The following is a 16725-nucleotide window of genomic DNA, read 5'->3' on the forward strand; positions in this document are numbered from 1 at the left end:
CCTATAATACGTTGAGCAATTGCTCTTTAATTTTTTCTAATTCTTCTTTCATTTTTACCACGATCTGCTGAATACCAGCGTGGTTGGCTTTTGATCCTAGCGTATTGATCTCTCTACCCATTTCTTGAGAAATAAATCCTAATTTCTTACCATTAGAATCAGATGCTTTCAAAGCTTTTTGAAAATAGGTACAGTGAGAGCGTAGACGAACTTTCTCTTCTGTTATATCTAATTTGTCGATATAATAGATCAATTCTTGTTCGAAACGGTTTTTATCAACGTTTTCCTTACCTACAGTTTCCTCCAGGTAATGGCCTATACGTTCGCGTATTAAAGGAATACGGTCCATTTCAACAGCTTCGACTTCTGTTAAATAAGTTAAGATCAATTCAACACGATCAGTCAGGTCCTGTGAAAGAACTGCTCCTTCATCTGCTCTGAAAATATTAAATTGCTCTACTGCCGCGTAAAATGCTTCTAATAATAATCGTGATTCTTCTTCATCAACTTCATTATCATTATTAGCAATTACTTCGGGCATATTAAGAGCCAATTCGAAAAGAGAAACTTGTTTATCTCCCAGTTCAAAAGCAATTTGTTGTAATTGAGTATAGTATTTTTTTAGCAAATCTGCATTAATTGTCGATGCTTTTGCCGTTTGATCAGAATATTCAACGTTTACAGAAAGGTTCACCTTACCTCTTTCAATAAGTTTACTGCACTCTGTACGTAAAGTCAATTCCTTGTCCGAAACTGCTTTTGGTAAACGCAGATTTAATTCAAGAAATTTAGAATTCAAGGATTTAATCTCGACGCTGTACTTAACTTTTCCATTGTCTTTTACAGCTGTGCCGTATCCTGTCATTGATTTTATCATATGCAAAGGTAAGAAACATTCCAATAATGCATAATATCAAGACTATAAATTGATTAATTTACCAATCATGCTTGGCAATAATGACACATAAATAACTTTTTTGATGTCCTTTCTTTCCTGTAGTAACAAAACCAATACCGATATCATATAAAGAGGCATTCCATTCGTCCATCCCTAATAGATGTTTTCGATGATGATAACCGGGCGCTTCTTTACCAATAATTAAACCTTTTATTGCGTCTGTGGCACTTGGCCAATTCCAGGCAATAGACTCAAAATTATTTGCCCGCTTATTTTTTAGCCATTTGGCATTCAAATCATAACCTGCTTGCTGCATATAATAATTAGGACCTATACCATCTGGATTGACATGGTCAAAATAATTTCGCTTTGCCATATCCTTGGCCCGCGATTCGGCAACCTCAGCGAGCCTCTTATTCCAATTCAGTGACTTTCGTGTCACTTTATTCAAATTGAATAGACCGAGCTTCTTTTTATACCGTTCAGGATTTTTACGGATTTCATTAAGAAGATGATAGGCTTCTTTTGCCTGCTTTTTTTCGACTCTTACTTGTGCTGATGATAATGAAAATAGTAGACTTAAACTGAAAATTAATAGGTACTTCATGTAAATAAATAGATGCTTCGTGTGAAATTCTTTCACAAAATAGACTCAAAAAAGGATCTTAGGTTTAGACCGTAGAAGATTTTTTATGATTAAAAAACTGTACCAGCACAGGTACAGCACTAATGATGATAACCAGGAAGACGACCAAAGAGAAATTATTCCTAACCATTGGGATTTGTCCAAAAAAATATCCTCCTAATAAAAATAAAGTGACCCATAATAGCCCTCCAAAAATATTATAGGTACCAAATTTAACATAAGTCATATGGCTAACTCCTGCAAAAAAGGGTGCAAATGTGCGTACTATTGGAACAAAGCGGGCATAGATAATAGCTCTATTACCATGTTTAGTATAAAAAGACTGGGTGTTAATTAAATATTCGGGTTTAAATATTTTAGACTTTGACCTGAAAACTCGATGTCCCCAATATTTTCCAATTTCATAATTAACAAAGTCTCCTAAAACTGCCGCTGTCACTAACACCAACCAAAATAAAGACAAAGAAAGATCACTTTCTGGAAGAGCAATAATAGCTCCTAATGCAAATAATACCGAATCTCCTGGTAAAAATGGTGTTATAACAAGACCTGTTTCAGCAAACACAATTAAGAATATAATCAGATAAGTCCATCCTTGATAATCATGAACAATTTGAATAAGATGCTTATCGATATGTAAAATAAATTCAATGAAATTTGTGATAATATCCATTTAAAATGCATGTTTAATAAAATCAAATACTTACTGTTTTGATCATCGAACCTTATTGGGTTACAAATACCTTATTTTATGATATGATACTAAAAAATTGCCTGTAATAAAAAAGGAAGCTTTTAGGCTTCCTTCTTACTTTTAAATTTTTCTTTTAAGACTTCAAAGACAATCGGCAATACTGATAATAAGATAATCAACAGCACTACTTTTGAAAAATTATCTCTGATGATCGGTATATTACCTAAAAAATATCCTGCTAATGTAATCCCTACGACCCAGAGAATTGCTCCAATAACATTATAAGTTATAAAAGTGCCATAATGCATTCTTCCAATTCCTCCAACAAATGGAGCCAGTGTTCTGACAATAGGCACAAAGCGTGCAATTACAATTGTTTTACTACCATACTTTTCATAAAAAGTATGTGTCTTTTGAATCTGCTCGTCTTTGATTACCTGCTTACCAAATAGTTTAAATTTGGTCATCTGCATTCCAAATCGCTTCCCGATGGCATAATTAAGAGAATCTCCCGATACCGCGGCTACTAATAAGATAGCAATCATCAACCAGACATTAAGTTCATTTGGCTGTGCTGCTAGCATTCCTGCTGCAAATAGTAAAGAATCGCCTGGTAAAAATGGCATCACAACAACTCCTGTTTCAACAAAAATGATCAGAAATAAGATGAGATATGTCCACGTTTTATAATCATTTACGATCTCAAGTAAATGTTTATCAATATGCAGAACAAAATCAATGATATGCGCTATAACTTCCAAAACAGTGCGATTAACCGATATTATTTAACATAACTGGCATAACCAGCATTAAAATATCTTCATTTTCTTCTGCTACTGCTGGAATTAGCAAACCTGCACGATTGGCTGTACTCATTTCAATGACTACTTCTTCGCTAGCTAGATTGTTTAACATCTCCACTAAAAATTTAGCGTTGAAACCAATTTCCATATCTTCCCCTTCAAACTGACATCCTAAGCGCTCATGAGCTTCATTAGAAAAATCAAGATCTTCAGCAGAAATATTCAATTCACTACCTGAGATTTTCAAACGTACCTGATGCGTTGTTTTATTCGCAAAAATAACAACACGACGTAACGTATTTAAAAATAGTAAACGGTCAACAGTTAACTTATTTGGATTCACCTGCGGAATTACAGCTTCGTAATCTGGGTAACGCTCATCAATCAAACGACAAATTAAATTGATGTTACCAAAACTAAAAAATGCATTTGTCGAATTATATTCAATCGAAACATTGATATCTTCTGATGGCAAAGATGATTTTAATAAAGACAATGCTTTTTTTGGAAGAATTAATGAAGCAGGCTTTTCTACGCCAATATCAGAACGTCTGTAGCGTACCAGTTTATGTGCATCTGTAGATACAAACGTTACGGCCTTATCTCCCAATTGAACTAACACACCTGACATTGCCGGTCTTAACTCATCATTACTAACAGCAAATATTGTTTTACTAATTGCCTCTGCTAGTATTGGAGCAGGCATATGAACAGTATGCGCATTGTCAATTACTGGAATTTTAGGGAAATCCTCAGGATTCTCACCACTCAACTTATATTTACCGTCACCGGCACTGATCTCGATCGCTAGCGTATTATTATCAACAAAAAAAGCAACTGGTTGATCTGGTAATGTTTTTAAGGTCTCTATTAAAATTTTAGAAGGCATCGCTACTTTTCCTTCTTCTTTAGCCTCAATTTGCAATGACGTAACCATGCTTGTCTGCAAATCTGTCGCAGATATTGTTAACGTATTGTCTTTTATTTCAAAAAGAAAGTTCTCTAAAATGGGTAGAACTGTACTACTACTTGAAGCGCCATTAATAGCTTGAAGTTGTTTTAATAAAATCGATGTGGATACTATAAATCTCATTTCCTAAAATTATGAATTATATCTGCAATATTACGCAAAAGAATCTACATTTTTAGAAGGTGTATATCCAAATAGCGGAAAATTAACTGTATAAACTTTATCCTACTACAGGTTAGTAAATAATTGAATTTCAATAAAATTGACATCATATATCCCATTTATATTTTGAATATAAATAAATGCTGTCTATTATTTATTACATTTGTATAGACTAGGAGTAGTATATGCAATTTAGGGATATTATTGGACATGATTTAGTTAAAGCTCATCTGATCAGCACAGTTCGTGAAAACCGTGTGAGTCATGCGCAATTATTTCTTGGACCAGAAGGTTCTGGCTCACTAGCTTTAGCTTTAGCTTACGCACAATTTATTAATTGCGAAAATAAAGCCGAGTTTGATAGTTGCGGTATATGCTCATCCTGTAGGAAATATAATAAACTTATACATCCGGATCTGCATTTTTCTTATCCTTTTATTGCGAAGCATAAGGAGGATAATGCTGCGACATTTATTGAGAATTGGCGAAAAGCATTTTTGAATAATCCGTACCTAAGTTTAGAAAATTGGCGACAACAACTTGATGCCGACAATAAGCAGGTTAATATCAATATTGCTGAAGCGCATGAAATAATCAAAAAATTAAGTTTAAAGTCTTTTGAGGCTGAATTTAAAGTTTTGATTATGTGGCTACCTGAATATTTAGAAAAAGAAGGTAACGCCTTATTAAAATTGATTGAGGAACCACCAGAAAAAACATTGTTCCTTTTGGTGGCTGAAAATCAGAATAAAATATTAAACACGATTATTTCGAGAACACAGCTCGTTAAAATTAATAAATTGAGTCATCAAGCGATTACATCGTATTTAATAGAAAATAAAAACCTCGAAGAATCTGAAGCAAGAGATATTGCTTTTATAGCTGACGGTAACGTACAGGAAGCTATAAATATGATCGATACGCAGACGAACAACCATTTCAATTTATTGGTTAAATGGTTACGGCTTATTGTTCAGGATTCTGGTCTAAATATCATCAGCATTTGCGAGGAGGAATTGGCTAAATTAGGTCGTGAAAATCAAAAAACGTTTTTGATGTATGCTATTAATATCATGCGTCAGATTATTTTAATTAAACTCGATCTTTCAAACTTAGTATTTCTATCCGCGCATGAACTTGATTTTGTAAACAAGTTTGCTACTCATTATACCATCGAACAAATTGAAGAAACAATTAATTTGTTTGAAACAACACACTATAGTGTGGAAAGAAATGCAAATCCTAAAATATTATTTTTAGATTTATCTTTGCAATTAGTATTAATGTTTAAATACAAAACGTTTCCGAAAGGAACTCAATATATATAGAAAACTATGGGATGTGGCAGTTGCTCATCCGGCGGAGGTTGTGGAAGTACGACGACAGTGGGCGGTACTCCAGCAGGTTGCCAAAATAATGGCTCTTGCATGACTAGCGGATGTAATAAATTAGATGTATATGACTGGCTATCTGATATGGATATGCCATCCAACTATAAACCTTTTGACATTGTAGAAGTTCGATTTAAGGGATCCCGAAAGGATTTCTTTGTCAATTCAGACAATCTATATTTAGAAATAGGTGAAATGGTTGCTGTAGAACCTACTACAGGCGGATATGATATAGGACACGTTTCTCTAACTGGCGAACTCGTTCGCTTACAGTTAAAGAAAAACAATGTGAGTTTAGAGAGTGTTACCAAAAAAATCTACCGTAAACCTACTGAGGCCGATGTTGAAAAATTCAATATGGCAAAAGATCTGGAATGGGAGACGATGCATAAAGCGCGTAATTTAGCTTTAGAGTTGGGACTTTCCATGAAAATTTCTGATGTAGATTATCAAGGTGATAAAACAAAGGCAACTTTCTACTATACAGCAGAAGGCCGTGTGGATTTCCGTGAGTTAATTAAAAGAATGGCGGAGTCATTCCGTATTCGAATAGAAATGCGACAGATTGGTATGAGACAAGAAGCAAGCCGCTTAGGTGGTATAGGTTCTTGTGGTCGCGAATTATGTTGTTCGACATGGTTAACAGATTTTAAAACTGTTTCAACTTCTGCAGCTAGATATCAAAATCTATCGCTTAATACGCTAAAATTAGCGGGTCAATGCGGTAAATTGAAGTGTTGCTTAAATTACGAATTGGATAGTTATATGGATGCTTTAAAGGATATTCCTAATAATGTAGACCGTATTGAAACTTTGAAGGGAAATGCATATTTGCAAAAAACCGACATTTTCAAGAAAATGATGTGGTTCTCTTATCCTGGAGCAGAGAGTTGGATTGCACTTCCTGTGGATCAGGTCAAAGAACTAATCGAGAAGAATAAACAGGGCATTAAAGTTGAAGAGTTGATCACAACTGTTGATACTGAGATCAAAGAGGAAAAAATTGTTAATTATGATTACGAGAACGTAGTCGGTCAAGATAGCTTAACCCGTCTGGACGAAAAAAACAAAAGAAAAAGAAATAATAAAGGTAGATCCAAACCTAATAATCGTGCAAAAACTGTTGCGGAACCTAATGTAAAAACGCAACCGGTAAAGCTGGAGAAACCGCAACAAAAGCAGGATAAAAATACAAAGGTTTTAAATGTAGACAAAACTACTGCTTCTGCCCAAAGTAAAGAAGGTACAGGAAGTAAGCCAAAAAGACGTTTCAATAAGAATCGAAATAATAGAAATAAAGGCAATAACACTGATCCTTCAGCTGAATAATAAGTTATTGCATTAATTGGCGAGAATAGCTATTCTCGCCAATTTTATAGACTTAAATAAGAATGAAAAACAACGCGTTTCTAATTGGCTTTATACTGATAATACTATTGGGTGCTTGCGATTCCAATACCATTATTGATAAAAATGTCAATATTAACAACAAAGAATGGCTCCATTCTGATAAACCAAGCTTTAACATACATATTTCAGATATCTCTAAAAAATATGACGTTTGGTTAAATGTTCGACACACGGCAAAATACCCTTATTCTAACCTTTTTGTTTTAGTACATGAAAAAGGTCCCAAAACTAAAGAATACAGCTATAGAAAAGCGCTCAAATTAGCAGAAGCTGATGGAAAATGGACAGGAAAAAGCGCAGGTTCTTTATATACGCAGCGTAGCCTTATTCATCAAAATTATACGTTCCCAGATACCGGTATTTACCAATTCACTTTTGAACAGAATATGCGCGACAATCCGCTTGTAGAAATAAGTGACGTTGGATTAAATATTATGAGCAAATAAAATGAATTCTCTTCGATTACTATTATTCCCTTTTGCAATACTATACGGATTTATCATCTGGATCAGAAATCGATTATTTGACCTCCAGATACTAAAATCTAAAACTTATTCCATACCGACTATCGTTGTTGGCAACCTTGCCATTGGAGGTACAGGAAAGAGTCCTATGACGGAGTTTATTATTAAAATCCTTAAAGATAAAAGATGTATCGCTACCTTGAGTCGGGGATATGGACGTAAAACCAAAGGTTTTAAATATGTTAACGTCTCTTCAACTACTGATGAAGTAGGTGACGAACCTTTACAATTCAAAAATAAATTTTCAGATATTACAGTTGCTGTTTGTGAAGACAGATGCTTAGGGGTTGAAACATTAATGGATAATCATGATGTTATTATTCTAGATGATGCTTTTCAGCACCGTAAGCTAAAACCTACATTTTCAATACTCTTATTCGACTATCATTCTTGCCTCAATCCCATGTTTGTACTTCCCATGGGTAATTTTAGAGATCTTCCGGGAGAATCTAAACGCGCAGATATGATTATGGTTACAAAAACTCCTGCTTCAGTTACGTTTCAAGAGAAAGCAATTATTAAAAGAAAACTAGAACGTAAAAGTGGTCTTTCAAATATTTTTTTCACTTCCATACACTACGGTGAGCTAGTATATCTGAATACAAATAGGATTGAAATGAACGCCAATACGACAGTATTATTACTTACAGGTATAGCGAACCCAAAACCTTTATTAGATTACCTTACAGGGCTTGTAAAAGGGATAGAGCATCTTGGTTTCTCTGATCACCATGCCTATACATCAAATGATATATTGACAGTCAAACAGAAGTTTAATCAGATCAAAAATCCTTCTAAATTAATTATAACTACAGAAAAGGATGCACAAAGAATCCGTACTCCTGAATACTTAGCTTTAGTAGAGAGCTTACCTATAGCTTACATTCCCATCGAAATAGCATTTGAAGATCAGGAATATCGAAATATTGTTGAACAACAACTTCTATCTATCTGTGACAGAAGTGTTAATGAATCTTAAATTTTTAATACACTTAAACTTTACTAAATATCATTTGTCTTCTTATTGGCGACTAAACTAGTTGACATAAAAAATAAGTAAACTAATAAAATGATATGAAAAATTTAAAATCAAGTTTAATGGGAGCTTTTATGTTATTGGCTGTAACAGCTATGGCACAAGAAAGACAACGTAATGGTGGTCAGCAGCGATCTCCTGAAGACCAAGCTAAAAATATGGTAGAAAGATTAGATAAGCAATTAAAATTATCACAAAATCAAAAAGATTCAATCTATGTATATAGCTTGGAACTGTCCAAAAAGCAACAAGATATTTTTAAGAATACAGATGACCGTAAAGCAGCTTTCGAAAAATTGCAACCTCTTCGTTTTTCAACCGACGTAAAAATCAAATCATTTTTAAATGCTGAACAAAGTAAATCTTACGACGCATTACAAAAAGAAATGCTAGAACGTAGGCAACAAAGACAAAAATCAAACTAATTTGGTTATAATTATTGATAAAAGGTTCAACTTCACAGTTGAACCTTTTTTTTTATTAAAAACTGATTTTCAATAATTTAAAACGTTAATTTTGTTAAAATTTTGTTAAAGTAACAGATTTGATACAATAAAAAGCAGTAGTTTTTAGTTTTAGTAGTAGAATTTAAGAATTGAATATTTACACTAAAAATAACAGACATGAAAAAATTATTTTTAACAGGGATCGGGTTTTTATTAGCACTCAGTTTAACATTTGCCCAACAAGCTAGTCCAGAAGAAACAGCTACTCAGGTAACGACGGAATTAACGCAAAAATTAAGTTTGACAGACGAGCAGAAAACTGCCGCTTATACAATTACGCTAGATCAGGCAAAAGCTGAGGCTGCTTTACTGCAGGATACTACGGCTACTAAAGAAGTATTAACAGAACAATTTACTAAATTACAAGCTGATGCAGATGCAAAGGTTGATGCATTACTAACAGAGGATCAAAAAGAATTATTCAAAAAAGTGGTGGCAGAAAGACCTGCTAAAGTTATTCCAGAAGTAGCACCTAAGCCGGTCAAGGAAGAGCAAAAAGAAAATACAGAAGAAACAACACAATAGTATAAGAGCTTGTTCATAAACGTTATCCAATTTGGATAAAAAAAGGGATTCTAATTAGAATCCCTTTTTTGTCTTATATCTTTATGTATGGATGATATTAAGCTTTTAGCTTTTTCATAATATCATTTACATACGTTTTAAACTTCTTATCTGTCTCAATTAGATCTTCTACTGTCTGACAAGCATAAATTACCGTAGAGTGGTCGCGACCACCGAAGAATGAACCAATTGTTTTCAATGACGATTTTGTATGGTTCTTAGCGAGATACATTGAAATCTGTCTGGCTTGTACGATTTCTCTTTTACGAACTTTAGATTTAACCATTTCTACTGGAACTTCAAAATACTCACAAACGAGCTTTTGAATAAATTCCATTGAAATTTCCTTATGCGTGTTTTTAACAAAGTTCTTAAGCATTGATTTAGCTAGATTTAAATCAATCTCTTTTTTATTTAATGTTGACTGCGCTAATAAAGAAACCATAGCTCCTTCTAGTTCACGAACACTATTGTCAATTTGATTTGCAACATATTCTACAACATTTTCTGGTAATTCAATTCCATCAGAATACATTTTCTTTTTCAAAATAGCCATTCTTGTTTCCAAATCTGGAATTTGAATATCTGCAGAAAGACCCCATTTGAAACGGCTTAATAAACGTTCTTCTAATCCTGCTAAATCTTTAGGAGCTTTATCAGATGTTAAGATTACTTGTTTTCCAGACTGATGCAAATGATTAAAAATATGGAAAAATATATCTTGTGTTTTCTCTTTACCAGCGAAGTTATGTACATCATCCATGATGATCACATCCATTGCCTGATAAAAATTCACAAAATCATTAATGGTATTATTTTTAAGTGAATCTACGAATTGTTGGCAAAATTTCTCACAAGAAACATAGATCACCAACTTATCTGGTAGATTTCTTTTGATTTCATTACCGATAGCTTGTGCTAAGTGAGTCTTTCCTAGTCCTACAGCTCCATAAATCATCAATGGGTTGAATGAGGTACCTCCAGGTTTATTTGCCACAGCAAAGCCCGCAGATCTCGCCAAACGGTTACACTCGCCTTCAATAAAATTATCAAAGGTGTAATTTTGATTTAATTGAGGATCAACCTGTAGTTTCTTTAATCCTGGTATTACAAATGGATTCTTGATATCTTTATTTAAAGATACAGGAACAGGTATAGATTGTTTCTTACCTTCTGCACCATTGCCATTGGAAGGGATATTTGTTGTATAAGGAATTGAAGCTGATGACTTCTCAACCACGATATTGTATTCCAACCTACCAAGCTCACCTAAAAACTTTTTAACAGTCTTACGAAGAATACCAACATAGTGCTCCTCCAACCATTCGTAAAAAAATAAACTAGGTACTTGAATAGTCAAAACGTCACCCTCCAAACGTACTGCTTTCACAGGCTCAAACCAGGTTTTAAAACTTTGCGCTGGTATATTGTCTTTGATGATTGCAAGACAATTATTCCAAACACTTGTACTCGTTTTTTCCATTCTAAAATTCTTAATAAGTTGATTTCCAATAAGCGACCAAAAAAATGTTGATAACTTTCTCTTAAGACGAAGATGACAAAAAAAAATCAGCTAAAAAACTAAAATTTAAAATTAATTTAAATTCATTATTAATCAACTAGTTACATTAAAAAAATCGCTTTTTTTTGCAACTAATTTTAGCCTTATTTTTTTTTATTAACATTCCAAATTTTTTGTTATTTTTTTTAAAAAAAAGTAGTTTTTGGTCTATAATTCATGCAATATTCCATCCGTATAACGTTGCAAAATAATGATCGAATCTAGTAAACTATAAAAAAGGGAACTGCTGCCGGATGAATCTTTCTAAAGTTAAACAAAAAAAGAGGAATCATGATGATATGATTCCTCTTTTTTATTTTTTTTACCAAACGAATTTAGCTAACCATCGTATCCGTTTTTATACCTTTTACTAATTTTCGACATTCGGCCATTATAGCGGCACTGTCGTAGTATGCTATATTCCATTGATCTTTCTGTTCGGCATGCTCGATGATAGCATCAGGGATACCTAATCTTACAACTTTACGACTGTATTGATGATCGGCCATAAATTCTAGAACAGCAGACCCAATTCCACCCTGCAAACAGCCATCTTCAACGGTAATGATATTTTCAAATTTTTGAAAAACTTTATGTAACAATTCTTCATCCAAAGGTTTAGCAAATCTTAAATCATAGTGAGCCGGATATATTCCTTCTTCAGCTAATTGCAAAATTGCTTTACTGGCTTCGTTACCGATTGCTCCAAAAGTTAAAATGGCAACAGCTTCTCCATCCTGAATTAATCTGCCTTTTCCAATTTCAATTTCTTTAAACGGTTTTTTCCAATCGACCATCACGCCGTTACCTCTTGGATAGCGAATTACAAAAGGACCTTTATTTTCTAATTGAGCAGTATACATCAAATTGCGTAACTCCTCTTCATTCATTGGAGCGGAAACCGTCATATTTGGTATACAGCGCATAAAAGCAATATCGTAAGCACCGTGATGTGTCGGACCATCCGCTCCTACTACACCGGCACGGTCCAGACAAAATACTACATTAAGATTCTGTAAGGCTACATCATGAATGACTTGGTCAAACGCACGCTGCATGAATGAGGAATAAATATTACAGAAAGGCATTAGCCCTTGGGTTGCTAAACCGGCACTGAATGTAACAGCATGTTGTTCTGCTATTCCTACATCAAATGATCGTTCTGGAAAAGCTTTCATCATAATATTCATAGATGATCCAGAAGGCATAGCAGGTGTAATACCCACTATTTTATCATTCTTCTCCGCAAGTTCTACCAATGTATTTCCAAAGACATCTTGATATTTCGGTGCTGTAGGTTTATCATTGACAGATTTTTTTATCTCGCCTGTTATTTTATCAAATAAACCTGGGGCATGCCATTTGGTTTGATCTTTTTCTGCTAATGCATATCCCTTACCTTTAACAGTTACGCAATGTAACAACTTTGGCCCCGGGATATGGCGCAAATCTTCCAGTGTCTTTGCTAATTTTTTGACATCATGTCCATCAACAGGTCCAAAGTATCTGAAATTTAAAGATTCAAATAAATTAGCATTCTTGAGTAATGTCCCTTTTATGCTTTTTTCCAGCTTTTTAACAGCTCCTAAAGCATTCGGTCCCATCTCTGATATCTTGGATAAGACAGATGCAATATCGTCTCTGAAACGATTATATCGTTTTGAAGTTGTGATACTGGTTAAATACTCTTTTAATGCTCCTACATTAGGATCAATGGACATACAGTTATCATTGAGAATAACCAAAAGATTTGATTTCTCTATACCTGCATGATTCAAAGCTTCAAATGCCATACCTCCTGTCATAGCACCATCGCCAATAATCGCAATATGCTGACGATCTTTTTCTCCTTTGATCTGAGAAGCAACCGCCATACCTAATGCGGCAGAGATTGATGTTGACGAATGTCCTACTCCAAAAGCATCATAGATGGACTCTCCTCGTTTTGGAAAACCGGAAATACCATCGACAATTCTATTCGTATGAAAAGAATCTCTACGTCCTGTTAATATCTTATGCCCATAGGCCTGATGACCGACATCCCATATTAATTGATCATAGGGAGTATTCATGACATAATGTAATGCCACAGTCAATTCAACTACTCCCAAACTAGCTGCAAAGTGACCACCATTAACCGAAACTAAATCAATGATATATTGACGTAATTCCTGGCTCACCTGTTCCAGTTGGTCATCCTTGAGTTTTTTCAGATCAGAGGGATCATTGATTTTACTTAATAATTCTCCAGCATCAAACTGCATAGTATTGCTAATTACTTTAAAATATTGATACAAAATAACAACTAATTTATCACAACTTTCGTATTTATCATACTTTTTGTATTAGAAAATGAACAGTTGCAGAAGCTTTTAGTTTTAATAGTTTGAAATAAAAATGTTTGTATTATTATGTAAATTTGCTCTTGATATGCAAGTAGAAGAAGGATACGAAATAAAGTTACCCCAGTTTGAAGGCCCATTTGACCTTCTCTTATTTTTTATTGAAAGGGATGAATTAAATATTCATGAGATACCAATCTCAAAAATAACCGACGATTTCCTGTCATATGTCAACAAATTACAGGCATTAGACATGGAGATGGCCAGTGAATTTATTTTTGTGGCTTCGACCCTGATGCGTATAAAAGCTAAGATGCTCCTCCCACGCCCGGAATTGGATGATGATGAAAATGAAATCGATCCTAAAGAAGATTTAATCCAAAAATTAATTTTATACAAGCAGTTTAAGGATACCTGTGAGGATTTAAAATTATTGGAAGATGAGCGGCTTAAACTTTATAAACGGGGTAATATCAATTACGATATTAAACTTGCTAGGCCGGAATCAAATACAGGCGAAGAATTAAACAGTTTTGATCTGTATAAATTGATGATGGTATACGAACGTGTCATGTTTCAATATGCTAATAGACCTGCGGAAGTAAAACATACTGTTATAAAACATCCTTATAGTATAGATCAACAAAAAAAGGCAATTGCAGATTTGATAGAAATAAATAGGCAACTCGATTTTCAATATATTCTAAAAAACTCTGAAAATAAGGTACAGTTCGTTTACAATTTCCTCGCGATCCTTGAAATGCTTCAACAAAAATTATTGCAAATAGAAATAGGTTTCGGCTATAACGAATTCAGTATCCGAAAAAGACGTGAAGATGAATTCGATCACATCGATATTGAAGAAGAATTAGCATTATAAATAGAAGAGGCGATAATCTGGATTATCGCCTCTTCTATTTATAGTATACAATACCCTTAGTCTTTAAATGCATTCCAACCTTGCGCCGTTATTGGATAGACCTTTCCAGATTTAGAAATCATTTGACATCCTTCACTTGCTTGTGTAATATGCCCAATAACAGTAATATCCATCGATCCTTTTATTTTATCATAATCAGCTTGTGGAATCGTGAACAATAATTCATAATCTTCTCCTCCATTCAACGCACAAACGGTTGGATCTATTCCAAATTCACGAGCTGTCTCATAAGTCATCGAATCCAGCGGTATTTTATCTTCGTAAAGTTTACAACCTTTATCAGATGCCTCACAAATATGTATAATCTCTGATGCCAATCCATCTGATACATCAATCATTGCATTCGGCTTAATACCGATTTTTGCTAATAATTCAACAATATCTCTTCTAGCCTCTGGTTTCAGCTGGCGCTCTACGATATAATCCTTACCTTCTAGATCTGGTTGTATATTTGGGTTCTCCAAGAAGATATTTTTCTCACGCTCTAGTAATTGTAGCCCAACATAAGCAGCGCCCAAATCACCTGAAACACATAACAAGTCGCCTTCCTGTGCACCTGATCGATAGGCAATCTGATCTTCATCAGCAAAACCGATACTCGTTACCGAAATAACCAATCCTTGAACTGAAGCTGACGTATCCCCGCCAATAAGATCCACATTATACTTTTTACAAGCAATCAGTGCACCTTGATAGATTTCTTCAACTGCTTCTAATGGAAATTTTGAGGATAACCCGATTGAGAATGTAATTTGCGATGCTGTTCCATTCATGGCATAGATATCACTCAAATTCACCTGTACAGCTTTATAGCCTAAATGTTTCAAAGGAACATAACGCAGATCAAAGTGGATACCCTCCAACAGAAGATCTGTTGAAATTAAAGTTTTCTTATTTGAAAAATCTAAAACAGCGGCATCGTCCCCGATACCTTTAAGGGTACTGGGTTCATTAATCTCGACAGCCTTCGTTAAATATGAAATTAAACCAAATTCACCCAACTCTCCTAAATTTGTTCTTTCTGTATTATCAAATTCTAACATATCTGTCTTTGTTTTTTATTTTATAATCCTAATTGTGCGGATATTTCCAACATACGTTCAATAGGTCGTTGCGCACGGGCAATCACGGAATCCTCTAGTGTTATTTCCGGACTTTCATACTTTAAGCAATTATAAAGCTTCTCCAACGTATTTAATTTCATATGTGGACAATCATTACACGCACATGCATTATTTGGAGGCGCAGGAATGAAAGTTTTACCTGGACTAGCCTTTTGCATCTGATGGATAATTCCCGACTCTGTAGCGACTATATATGTGGTCGCAGGATCATTGATTGTAAACTTCAGCATTCCAGAGGTAGAACCTACATAATCTGCATTTGCTAAGATATGATCTTCACACTCCGGATGAGCAATGAATTTTGCATCGGGATGTTCAGCTCTTAAACGATCTATTTTATCCTGAGAAAAAATCTCATGCACCATACATGCACCATTCCATAAAATAAGATCTCTTCCTGTCTTCTTCTTTACATAGGCCCCAAGATTACGATCTGGTCCAAAAATGATCTTTTGATCTTTCGGTAGACTCTCCACAATCTCAACTGCATTACTAGAAGTACAGACAATATCAGATAGCGCTTTCAATTCTGCAGTACAGTTTACATACGTGATGACCAGATGATCGGGATACTGCTCCTTAAACTTAGCAAATAGATGAGGTGGACATGAATCCGACAATGAACAGCCTGCTTTGGCATCTGGAAGTAAAACTTTTTTTGATGGTGAAAGTATCTTTGCTGTTTCAGCCATAAAGTGCACTCCAGCGAAAACAATCACGTCAGCATCGGTCTTTGCTGCTTCCTGAGATAAACCTAAACTATCACCAATATAGTCAGCTATATCTTGTATTTCCGCTTCTTGATAGTAATGTGCTAAAATGACGGCGTTTTTCTCTTCCTTAAGACGTTTGATCTCTTGTATCAAATCTAAGCTAGGATCTATAGGAGCATCAATATAGCCCTTAGCTTCAATATCGTAATTTACTAAATCCATTAATTCTTCTTCTTAATTTGATTTACGTTACAAAATTAAGAATAGTTCTTCAATAAATCTTTCAAATAGAAAATGATGTTTATAATTCCAACTGTAACTAACTGATAGTTATAAATAGTATATTAATATTCAGCTAATTAACACACTTATCAACATTTCAATAAAGCGTATTTTTACTATGTGTTAATAACAGGTGAAACTCAGGCTAAAAACCTAATT

16 protein-coding genes are annotated in these 16725 nt (G+C 34.3%); 7 read left to right on the forward strand and 9 right to left on the reverse strand.

Features of this window, described 5'->3' with window-relative positions:
* Nucleotide 1: 1 nt before the first annotated feature.
* From JAZ75_RS06445 to dnaN, 5 genes are all read right to left on the reverse strand, one after another.
* Nucleotides 2-877 (reverse strand): YicC/YloC family endoribonuclease, encoded by an 876-nt coding sequence (locus JAZ75_RS06445; RefSeq protein ID WP_132771739.1) that lies wholly within the window; start codon nt 875-877, stop codon nt 2-4.
* A gap of 58 nt (nt 878-935) precedes the next feature.
* The gene (locus tag JAZ75_RS06450; protein ID WP_021188229.1) at nt 936-1505 is read right to left on the reverse strand and encodes a CAP domain-containing protein; all 570 of its coding nucleotides are present in this window, start codon (nt 1503-1505) and stop codon (nt 936-938) included.
* 64 nt (nt 1506-1569) lie between these two features.
* Complete coding sequence (locus JAZ75_RS06455) at nt 1570-2217, reverse strand: DedA family protein (protein WP_208700717.1); 648 nt, start codon at nt 2215-2217, stop codon at nt 1570-1572.
* 122 nt (nt 2218-2339) lie between these two features.
* Nucleotides 2340-2999 carry a DedA family protein gene (locus JAZ75_RS06460; RefSeq protein WP_021188231.1) on the reverse strand — a complete coding sequence of 220 codons (660 nt, stop codon included), beginning with the start codon at nt 2997-2999 and terminating at the stop codon, nt 2340-2342.
* Between the two features lie 10 nt (nt 3000-3009).
* A complete protein-coding gene (dnaN, locus tag JAZ75_RS06465) occupies nt 3010-4134 on the reverse strand; it encodes a DNA polymerase III subunit beta (RefSeq protein WP_021188232.1) in 1125 nt (374 codons plus the stop codon).
* Nucleotides 4135-4358: 224 nt separating this feature from the next.
* Here dnaN and JAZ75_RS06470 point away from each other — a divergent pair, with 224 nt between their 5' ends.
* From JAZ75_RS06470 to JAZ75_RS06495, 6 genes are all read left to right on the forward strand, one after another.
* Nucleotides 4359-5501, forward strand: coding sequence for an ATP-binding protein (locus JAZ75_RS06470; RefSeq protein WP_208700719.1), 1143 nt, complete (start codon nt 4359-4361; stop codon nt 5499-5501).
* 6 nt (nt 5502-5507) lie between these two features.
* Nucleotides 5508-6893, forward strand: a complete 1386-nt coding sequence (locus tag JAZ75_RS06475; RefSeq protein WP_206368615.1) for a stage 0 sporulation family protein — start codon at nt 5508-5510, stop codon at nt 6891-6893.
* 62 nt (nt 6894-6955) lie between these two features.
* Complete coding sequence (locus JAZ75_RS06480; RefSeq protein ID WP_132844949.1) at nt 6956-7420, forward strand: gliding motility lipoprotein GldH; 465 nt, start codon at nt 6956-6958, stop codon at nt 7418-7420.
* A gap of 1 nt (nt 7421) precedes the next feature.
* A complete protein-coding gene (lpxK, locus tag JAZ75_RS06485) occupies nt 7422-8477 on the forward strand; it encodes a tetraacyldisaccharide 4'-kinase (RefSeq protein ID WP_208700721.1) in 1056 nt (351 codons plus the stop codon).
* Between the two features lie 95 nt (nt 8478-8572).
* Nucleotides 8573-8959 carry a hypothetical protein gene (locus JAZ75_RS06490; RefSeq protein WP_208700723.1) on the forward strand — a complete coding sequence of 129 codons (387 nt, stop codon included), beginning with the start codon at nt 8573-8575 and terminating at the stop codon, nt 8957-8959.
* A 198-nt stretch (nt 8960-9157) separates the two neighbouring features.
* Complete coding sequence (locus JAZ75_RS06495; protein ID WP_021191448.1) at nt 9158-9565, forward strand: hypothetical protein; 408 nt, start codon at nt 9158-9160, stop codon at nt 9563-9565.
* Nucleotides 9566-9662: 97 nt separating this feature from the next.
* Here the strand turns inward: JAZ75_RS06495 and dnaA are convergent, their stop codons facing one another.
* Both dnaA and dxs read right to left on the reverse strand, forming a co-directional pair.
* Nucleotides 9663-11087 (reverse strand): chromosomal replication initiator protein DnaA, encoded by a 1425-nt coding sequence (gene dnaA / locus JAZ75_RS06500; RefSeq protein WP_132771747.1) that lies wholly within the window; start codon nt 11085-11087, stop codon nt 9663-9665.
* A 413-nt stretch (nt 11088-11500) separates the two neighbouring features.
* A complete protein-coding gene (dxs, locus tag JAZ75_RS06505; protein ID WP_132771748.1) occupies nt 11501-13429 on the reverse strand; it encodes a 1-deoxy-D-xylulose-5-phosphate synthase in 1929 nt (642 codons plus the stop codon).
* 133 nt (nt 13430-13562) lie between these two features.
* Here dxs and JAZ75_RS06510 point away from each other — a divergent pair, with 133 nt between their 5' ends.
* Entirely contained in the window at nt 13563-14387 is an 825-nt protein-coding gene (locus JAZ75_RS06510) for a segregation and condensation protein A (protein ID WP_021189298.1), read from the forward strand.
* Nucleotides 14388-14443: 56 nt separating this feature from the next.
* Here JAZ75_RS06510 and thiL read toward each other — a convergent pair whose 3' ends face one another.
* Nucleotides 14444-15490, reverse strand: a complete 1047-nt coding sequence (gene thiL / locus JAZ75_RS06515) for a thiamine-phosphate kinase (protein ID WP_021189297.1) — start codon at nt 15488-15490, stop codon at nt 14444-14446.
* 20 nt (nt 15491-15510) lie between these two features.
* A complete protein-coding gene (gene nadA / locus JAZ75_RS06520; RefSeq protein ID WP_208700725.1) occupies nt 15511-16506 on the reverse strand; it encodes a quinolinate synthase NadA in 996 nt (331 codons plus the stop codon).
* Nucleotides 16507-16725 lie beyond the last annotated feature (219 nt).

The organism is Sphingobacterium sp. UDSM-2020 (assembly GCF_016132525.1).
GTDB classification, from domain to species: Bacteria; Bacteroidota; Bacteroidia; order Sphingobacteriales; family Sphingobacteriaceae; genus Sphingobacterium; species Sphingobacterium anhuiense.

What these genes read in the sequence shown, in the direction of transcription:
- JAZ75_RS06445 (WP_132771739.1), bottom strand. Translation starts at nt 877, where the DNA reads ATGATAAAATCAATGACAGGATACGGCACAGCTGTAAAAGACAATGGA.
- JAZ75_RS06450 (WP_021188229.1), bottom strand. Translation starts at nt 1,505, where the DNA reads ATGAAGTACCTATTAATTTTCAGTTTAAGTCTACTATTTTCATTATCA.
- JAZ75_RS06455 (WP_208700717.1), bottom strand. Translation starts at nt 2,217, where the DNA reads ATGGATATTATCACAAATTTCATTGAATTTATTTTACATATCGATAAG.
- dnaN (WP_021188232.1), bottom strand. Translation starts at nt 4,134, where the DNA reads ATGAGATTTATAGTATCCACATCGATTTTATTAAAACAACTTCAAGCT.
- JAZ75_RS06470 (WP_208700719.1), top strand. Translation starts at nt 4,359, where the DNA reads ATGCAATTTAGGGATATTATTGGACATGATTTAGTTAAAGCTCATCTG.
- JAZ75_RS06475 (WP_206368615.1), top strand. Translation starts at nt 5,508, where the DNA reads ATGGGATGTGGCAGTTGCTCATCCGGCGGAGGTTGTGGAAGTACGACG.
- JAZ75_RS06480 (WP_132844949.1), top strand. Translation starts at nt 6,956, where the DNA reads ATGAAAAACAACGCGTTTCTAATTGGCTTTATACTGATAATACTATTG.
- lpxK (WP_208700721.1), top strand. Translation starts at nt 7,422, where the DNA reads ATGAATTCTCTTCGATTACTATTATTCCCTTTTGCAATACTATACGGA.
- JAZ75_RS06490 (WP_208700723.1), top strand. Translation starts at nt 8,573, where the DNA reads ATGAAAAATTTAAAATCAAGTTTAATGGGAGCTTTTATGTTATTGGCT.
- JAZ75_RS06495 (WP_021191448.1), top strand. Translation starts at nt 9,158, where the DNA reads ATGAAAAAATTATTTTTAACAGGGATCGGGTTTTTATTAGCACTCAGT.
- dnaA (WP_132771747.1), bottom strand. Translation starts at nt 11,087, where the DNA reads ATGGAAAAAACGAGTACAAGTGTTTGGAATAATTGTCTTGCAATCATC.
- dxs (WP_132771748.1), bottom strand. Translation starts at nt 13,429, where the DNA reads ATGCAGTTTGATGCTGGAGAATTATTAAGTAAAATCAATGATCCCTCT.
- JAZ75_RS06510 (WP_021189298.1), top strand. Translation starts at nt 13,563, where the DNA reads ATGTTTGTATTATTATGTAAATTTGCTCTTGATATGCAAGTAGAAGAA.
- thiL (WP_021189297.1), bottom strand. Translation starts at nt 15,490, where the DNA reads ATGTTAGAATTTGATAATACAGAAAGAACAAATTTAGGAGAGTTGGGT.
- nadA (WP_208700725.1), bottom strand. Translation starts at nt 16,506, where the DNA reads ATGGATTTAGTAAATTACGATATTGAAGCTAAGGGCTATATTGATGCT.